The 6,511-nt window shown below is 28.6% G+C and carries 10 protein-coding genes; 5 read left to right on the top strand and 5 right to left on the bottom strand.

The annotated features are described in order from the left end of the window. Positions 1 to 104 precede the first annotated feature (104 nt). Together sagB and KA883_RS07575 are read right to left on the bottom strand one after the other, a co-directional pair. Positions 105 to 959: a peptidoglycan release complex glucosaminidase SagB gene (gene sagB, locus KA883_RS07580; RefSeq protein WP_046207596.1), complete on the bottom strand. Its 855-nt coding sequence runs from the start codon at positions 957 to 959 to the stop codon at positions 105 to 107. Between the two features lie 164 nt (positions 960 to 1,123). Beyond that, positions 1,124 to 1,348, bottom strand: a complete 225-nt coding sequence (locus KA883_RS07575) for a hypothetical protein (protein WP_019468074.1) — start codon at positions 1,346 to 1,348, stop codon at positions 1,124 to 1,126. 221 nt (positions 1,349 to 1,569) lie between these two features. Between KA883_RS07575 and KA883_RS07570 the strand changes: the two genes are divergently transcribed. Together KA883_RS07570 and KA883_RS07565 are read left to right on the top strand one after the other, a co-directional pair. Then, positions 1,570 to 2,049: a sigma-70 family RNA polymerase sigma factor gene (locus KA883_RS07570; RefSeq protein ID WP_046207597.1), complete on the top strand. Its 480-nt coding sequence runs from the start codon at positions 1,570 to 1,572 to the stop codon at positions 2,047 to 2,049. A gap of 10 nt (positions 2,050 to 2,059) precedes the next feature. Then, complete coding sequence (locus tag KA883_RS07565) at positions 2,060 to 2,482, top strand: competence protein ComK (protein WP_210139935.1); 423 nt, start codon at positions 2,060 to 2,062, stop codon at positions 2,480 to 2,482. A 4-nt stretch (positions 2,483 to 2,486) separates the two neighbouring features. Here KA883_RS07565 and KA883_RS07560 read toward each other — a convergent pair whose 3' ends face one another. Together KA883_RS07560 and KA883_RS07555 are read right to left on the bottom strand one after the other, a co-directional pair. Then, positions 2,487 to 2,936 carry a hypothetical protein gene (locus KA883_RS07560; RefSeq protein WP_046207599.1) on the bottom strand — a complete coding sequence of 150 codons (450 nt, stop codon included), beginning with the start codon at positions 2,934 to 2,936 and terminating at the stop codon, positions 2,487 to 2,489. Positions 2,937 to 3,435: 499 nt separating this feature from the next. Further along, positions 3,436 to 4,149 (bottom strand): transaldolase, encoded by a 714-nt coding sequence (locus KA883_RS07555; protein ID WP_046207600.1) that lies wholly within the window; start codon positions 4,147 to 4,149, stop codon positions 3,436 to 3,438. 285 nt (positions 4,150 to 4,434) lie between these two features. Here KA883_RS07555 and KA883_RS07550 point away from each other — a divergent pair, with 285 nt between their 5' ends. Genes KA883_RS07550 through KA883_RS07540 form a run of 3 tightly spaced genes read left to right on the top strand, consistent with a single transcriptional unit; the run spans position 4,435 to position 5,519 of the window. Continuing rightward, on the top strand, positions 4,435 to 4,740 hold the full coding sequence (locus KA883_RS07550; RefSeq protein WP_046207601.1) for a hypothetical protein: 306 nt from the start codon (positions 4,435 to 4,437) through the stop codon (positions 4,738 to 4,740). Positions 4,741 to 4,800: 60 nt separating this feature from the next. Further along, positions 4,801 to 5,166: a fluoride efflux transporter CrcB gene (gene crcB / locus KA883_RS07545; protein ID WP_046207602.1), complete on the top strand. Its 366-nt coding sequence runs from the start codon at positions 4,801 to 4,803 to the stop codon at positions 5,164 to 5,166. Then, the gene (locus tag KA883_RS07540) at positions 5,163 to 5,519 is read left to right on the top strand and encodes a fluoride efflux transporter FluC (RefSeq protein WP_046207603.1); all 357 of its coding nucleotides are present in this window, start codon (positions 5,163 to 5,165) and stop codon (positions 5,517 to 5,519) included. Before crcB ends, KA883_RS07540 begins: the two co-directional genes overlap by 4 nt. A gap of 78 nt (positions 5,520 to 5,597) precedes the next feature. On the opposite strand, the gene KA883_RS07535 is transcribed toward KA883_RS07540, so the two are convergent. Next, the gene (locus KA883_RS07535; protein WP_046207604.1) at positions 5,598 to 6,434 is read right to left on the bottom strand and encodes an aldo/keto reductase; all 837 of its coding nucleotides are present in this window, start codon (positions 6,432 to 6,434) and stop codon (positions 5,598 to 5,600) included. Positions 6,435 to 6,511: the final 77 nt, after the last annotated feature.

The raw sequence follows: 6,511 nt of genomic DNA, 5'->3' as shown, positions 1-6,511 counted from the left end.
TACTTGACAGGGTGCAGTTCACCTACGGATTAGTCCTTCTTTAATTCGTATAACAAACTCAATCATTTTCATTTGTTATAATTAATTATATTTAAAATCATAGATCATTCTTTTTTATGTTTATTATCATCTTTATATACAAAATATTTATAATATTTGCCTTCTGTTTTCATATCTTTATAAAAATTTGACATTAGGCTTGCGTTACTTTCAGCCCATTTAATATCTGTAGCATATTGATGTTCACCAGGGTTTTTAGGATTCCAGCGCATGCTATACAATGTGTTTTGATCTTTATTTGATAAAAAGTGTTCATGTATAAAATTAGCACCACCAGTAATTGCTTTTTCTGGTGTATCCCAACCGTGTTTTTTAGCATATTCAGCACCAGTTTTCACTGGATCTTCATCAAGTGCACCGACCCCAAAAAAGTTATAATATTTCTTGCCATCAATTTCAACACCACTCGATAATTCACTTTTAGCTGATCCTGTTTCAAGCAATGCATGTGATATTAAGTATACTTCATTTACATGTTTTTCTTTTGCTGCTTTTATGAAATCGTCTGAATGTTCTAATAGTACTGGATTATCGATTAACATTCTTTTTATTCTATTTTCATCAATTCCTTGATATTTATCTAATTCTAAAAATTGATATTTTTGAGTTTCACTTTCAATAAATTTATTACTATCCATTGCTGCTTTAATCTCAGTTGAAGACGCATCTCTCCATGAATCATTATTTTTATTTGAAATTTGTTGGCTAGTATAATTATCGATTTGTTTTTTTGATGCTTTATCTAAAGTAATATTGAGCTGTTCTACTTTTTCTTGTTGGTTAACCTTTTTAAAAAAGATTTGATCTGAAATCATTGAAAATACAACGACAACAGCTATCACTAACACTACCAATAAGCCAATAATTGATAGTATTGAGCCTTTCTTATGCTTCGTCATGTCCACACCTCATAGGTAATAATAAGAATATTAAGTCCTCTCTTTATAAAAATATACTTTAAGAGACTATCTAAATTTAAATTCTAACACTAAATAGTTGAACGTACAATTTAATATGTTTGTTGTTACATATTCATAAAAAAAGTAATGAAATTTTAATTTCATTACTCTTGACTTTTATTATATTCCATCATAACAAAGCTTACTGCTTGGGATCTGTTTTTATAATAATAACGATTTAAATCAATTGTTCCTTCAATTTCACCATCGCGGTACATCATTTCTTTTGTTAGATTATTTATCATAACAAAGTCTGATTTATCTTTAATCATATCTAAATCATCATGTCTCGCAAAAAAATGTTCTAAATTTAAATGTGCGTAATCCATATAAACCTCCTGATTTGTTGTCCGAAGATAATACTAAAACTCTAAAGTGTTATATCTTTAAGTTGAATACGCGTTGATGTTATAAAACTTAAATTTTATCTATCTTATTAACTCTATTTAACACCTATTATCATTATTTAGCAAATGAAAATTACTAAATTTTAAAATAAAATGATTGCATCCGGAAATAAAAGTTATATATATAACATTGGAGTTACAGCATGTCCTTCGAACAAATATATTTTCAATTCAAATTTATTATTTTTGTGTTATTAAACAAATACCGTATTAAGTATAATCGAGAAGAATATACTCAATTACTCACTATCAAAATGTGGGAACTAACACAGAAGTATTCTCCCCATCATTCTGTTTCATTACAACAATTTTTATATTTTCGTTTGAATTACTATTTGATTGATTTGTTTCGCAGTCAGAAACAATTAGAAATTACAATAAATTCTCCAGATTTAAAAGAACGAGAAAATATCCTGTTTGATCAAATGAATCATCAAATTATATACCAACAGTTTTTGCAACTATTAACTACTAATGAAAAAAATTGGCTTAACTTAAAATTGCTAGGCTATAAACAATTTGAGATTGCATCAATGTTGAACTGCTCTGTTTCTACAATAAAAAATTATCGGAAAAAGGTGCAAATAAAATACATTAAATATTACGGAATAAATCAAAAATAGGAGTTGGCAAATGACAAAGTTTACAAAATTATTATACCTCAAATCCGTTGTTGGAAATGAAATCATAACAGTCGGGCAATATACCACGCATCAATTTCACTATCCTACTTCAATCATGCCTACACTTACTTACCTTCTAGAAACCTATGGTTTATCACTATCTTATCAAACAAAACAAGCTAAACAAGTTTTAAAAATCAGAAAAATGGTCCCTATATTTATTAATCCAGATATTACTTTATTTCCGCTTAAAGCGAGACGCGCACCCTTGCAATATTATATCAATGCAAATGCGATTGTTGGGATTAAATCAAATAATGAACAAACAACAATTTATTTTGAAAATGCTACATTCATCATTGTAGATGCACCCTACACTTTTGTATATAAAAAATGCCAAGAAAGCATCACACTTTCTCACCTTTTAATTTAACGCATCATAGCGCTCTATTATGCTTATATTCTAATAGCTTCTTCGTAAAATAACCTGTTGCGACCTTAATTAAGTATAGACTAATCACCAATAATAGTAGCGCACCTATGAGTGTCAATACAACGATAATACTAGATAAATCAACTTCTGGTTTAATAAAAAATTGGACTGACGACAAACTTGTCAATAAAGCAAATAAGAATAATCCTAATAAAATAATATATGTAATTAAAATACCAATTAATAACATGAAGAAATAAGCTGATGAAACTACCTTTTCTTCAAAGATATAATTTTTCAAAAATTGATTGGAAAACGCAATCGGTCGATTGAGTTCTTCCTCATGGTTTTTATCCAAGACTTTCGATAACACTTGATCTAGTTGTTGTTTTTCTTTTTTATTTAAAAACCATAAATGCTTTTTAACTTTCTGTTTAAAAATATTTGCTTTCATTAAAGTTTCTCCTTAAAAGTATCACACTTATACTATCAATATACAGGATAAGTTATTTATCTTATGGTTTCAATAATATTATAAAAAATTTTGCAATCAAATTATATTTCCTTTGCTTATCCATGCTATTCTATAGTTTTTTATTTCAATCAAGTAACCACATAAATTCAATTTATTCAATCCTACTTTAATCAACGCCAACAATGAATTGAAATACAACTTTCCATCGCTTACCCAATAGTAAATGATTTCGCTTCTATAATCGCTCATTATTTAATCGTTTCATTCATTATTAATTCATAATATTATAACTTTAGTTAATTGCTTAATAATAAAATAACTTTTACTTCAGTAACTATACTTTAACTTTGAGTGTGTATAAGCAAGGTAGATGATAATAAAAACACTTTCATAAGAATTCATTTTATGATGAATTCAATGAAAGTGTTTTTTCCATCATTTGGGAGTAGCTACAGAAATGAACTAACTGCGTTTACGACTATAAAATAGACAGACCAGAACTTTGGATATCTTTTGCAAAGCCTTTAACTGTATCAACAGATAATTCGTTTATATCGCGTCCTAAATTATTATTCACTTTTTTAACTACATCTGCCGGACATGTAATAATATCCGCGCCAACTTCATCAGCTTGGATGACATTGATGACTTCGCGACAGCTTGCCCATAATAATTTCACACCTTTTTTACTGTGTGTAACATCAGCCGCTTCTTTCATCAATGGAATTGGATCTACTCCTGTATCTGCAATGCGTCCAGCAAATACAGATACATATGTTGGAACACCTTCTGTTACAGCATTAGTAATTTCTTTAACTTGATCTAAAGTATAAACAGCAGTAATGTTTAAACGAACATTGTTTGCTGATAATTTTTTAATTAGAGAAATAGTTGATTCACCTTTTGTGTTTACAATTGGAATCTTAACAAAAACATTATCGCCATATTGTTTTAAAATTTCCGCTTCTTTTTCCATAGTTTCTAAATCATCTGCGAATACTTCAAATGAAATAGAAGCGTCAGGAATTTCGCGCACAGCTTCTTCGGCAAATGCTTTATAATCTGTTACACCTGCTTTTGCCATTAAACTTGGGTTTGTGGTAAAACCATCTACTTGTTTATTTTTATAAGCTGCTTTCATTTCTTCAATATCTGCACCATCTGCAAACACTTCAACATTTAAATTTGCCATTACTAATTCCTCCTGACTAAAATAAATAATTCTATAAAGAATTATTTTTATAACGGTTTAAACCATACACTTTATTTATACCACCTTTATTTCATAAATTCTATTTTTCTGCTTATAAATGATTAATTTCTGAAAATAATAGTATCAGTAACAGATCTAATATCACTAAAAACAAGCTTTATAATCTATATTGTTATTAACTAAAAACTTTTCTTATTGTAAATTTAGTTAACTTTAAGTTAATTTATGGTATTATAACTTAATAAATTGCATTAGGAGGTTATTATGGCACGTTCAAAACTTTATTTTTATTTATCATGCATTTTAATTATAATTAGCTTTTATTTTAATACTAGAAACCCTCTATTAAATATGCACTTTAATTCAATGATTAAACTCATTTTTGTTTGTAGTATTATCAATGCTATTATTTTAATACTTGCTATTATCTTTTCTGATAAATCTATTAAAAATTTACATGAAGATTCAGATTGGATTCGTCCAGTTAGCAAAGTTTTACCTTATATAATATTAATTGTGATAGCAATTCATATCTTAGCTTCTCTCTCAACATTTGGTATTATTTTCTAAATCCTACTACAAAAGTTATACTACTTTTGTAGTTTATTTTTTTGAAAGGAAGATATCATAGTGCAATATTTGTATATTTTTGTTGGCGGTGCCATTGGCGCATTCATTCGCTATTTATTATCTGTTTTTAATAGTACTGAAGGATTTCCAACTGGCACATTTTTCGCGAATATCATAGGTGCATTTTTAATGGGCTTATTAGGGTCTTTAGCGATACAGTATTTTAGAAACAATCCACTACTCAAAAAAGGTATAACTACTGGATTACTTGGTGCACTGACTACTTTTTCAACGTTTCAATTCGAACTTGTTGGATTATTACAACAACAAGCATATGTCATGTTAGTAACCTATGCTTTACTCAGCTATATCATAGGTATATTGGTTTGTTATATTGGAGTTAGAATGGGGGCGCGTTTATCATGACTCAGTTTTTTTTAGTTATGTTAGGTGGCGGAATAGGCGCAGTTATTCGTGCATTTGTTACTAATTTCTTTAACAATAGAATTAATAGTACTTACCCGATTGCAACACTTGTCGTAAATATTTTAGGTAGTTTTTTGATTGGTCTATGCATGGGACTGACTTTAAACGTTACTTGGATTAACACATTTTTAATTGTTGGAATTCTTGGTGGACTAACTACTTTTTCAACTTTATCATCTGAATTAGTTCAAATGTTAACACCAAACAAACAGATATTTCATTTTATTATTTATTCAATTTTACAATATGTAGTAGCGTTCATTTCATGTTTATTAGGATATTTTATGATTTAACTTACATAAAAAGAAAAGACCGTAAATATAGTTTTAATCTACTATATTTACGGTCTTATTCAAAATGCAATTACTCTATTAGTGTCCACTATACTCTGATGGATTAGGACCAATTCTTTTATCTTCGTTTAAACTGTCTAAACGTTCAATGTGTTCTTTAGTTAATTCAAAATCAAATACATTTAAATTTTCTTCAATTCTAGATGGTGTGACAGATTTAGGTATCACTACAACTCCATGTTCAATATTCCATCTGATTATAACTTGTGCTGGTGTTTTATTTATTTCTGATGCTACTGACTTAACTATATCATCTTCCAAAATTTGTGCATTCATTAATGGTGACCAGGATTCTACGTGTATATTTTGAACTTCAAGATATCTTCTCAATTCTGACTGTGTGAGATAAGGATGAAATTCAACTTGGTTAATTACAGGTTTAATTGAAACTTGAGCAAGTAATGCTTCTAAATGTTCTGCATTAAAGTTACTAACCCCAATATTCTTAACTTTATCATTTTTATACAAATCTTCCATACCTTGCCAAGTATCTATCATCAATGCTTCATCTAAGCCTGGCCAATGCATTAAATATAAATCTAAATAGTCTAATCCTAGCTTACTTAAACTAGTCTCATAAGCTTCCGCCACATTGCTGCGACCATAATCATCAAGCCATAATTTGGATGTAACAAAAAGATCACTTCTATCTAATCCTGTGGATGCTAATCCTTCTGCAATGCCTTGTCCAACCATTTCCTCATTATCATATATCATTGCAGTATCAATATGTCTATACCCATTTTCAATTGCATGTTTTACTGCATCCTTACATTGATCATTATTTTCAACTCGGAAAGTACCTAAGCCTATGATTGGCATTTCATTACCATTATAAAATGTTACAAATTCCAAATTTAAACTCCCCTTTACTATTAAACTATCTATAATAATAATCAAATTTATCAAACAATTAAATTAAAATGCCTAAA

It is taken from the genome of Staphylococcus sp. GDY8P54P, from assembly GCF_017892645.1.
Classification (GTDB): Bacteria; Bacillota; Bacilli; order Staphylococcales; family Staphylococcaceae; genus Staphylococcus; species Staphylococcus ureilyticus.
This window is presented reverse-complemented; position numbering and strand designations above follow the sequence as displayed.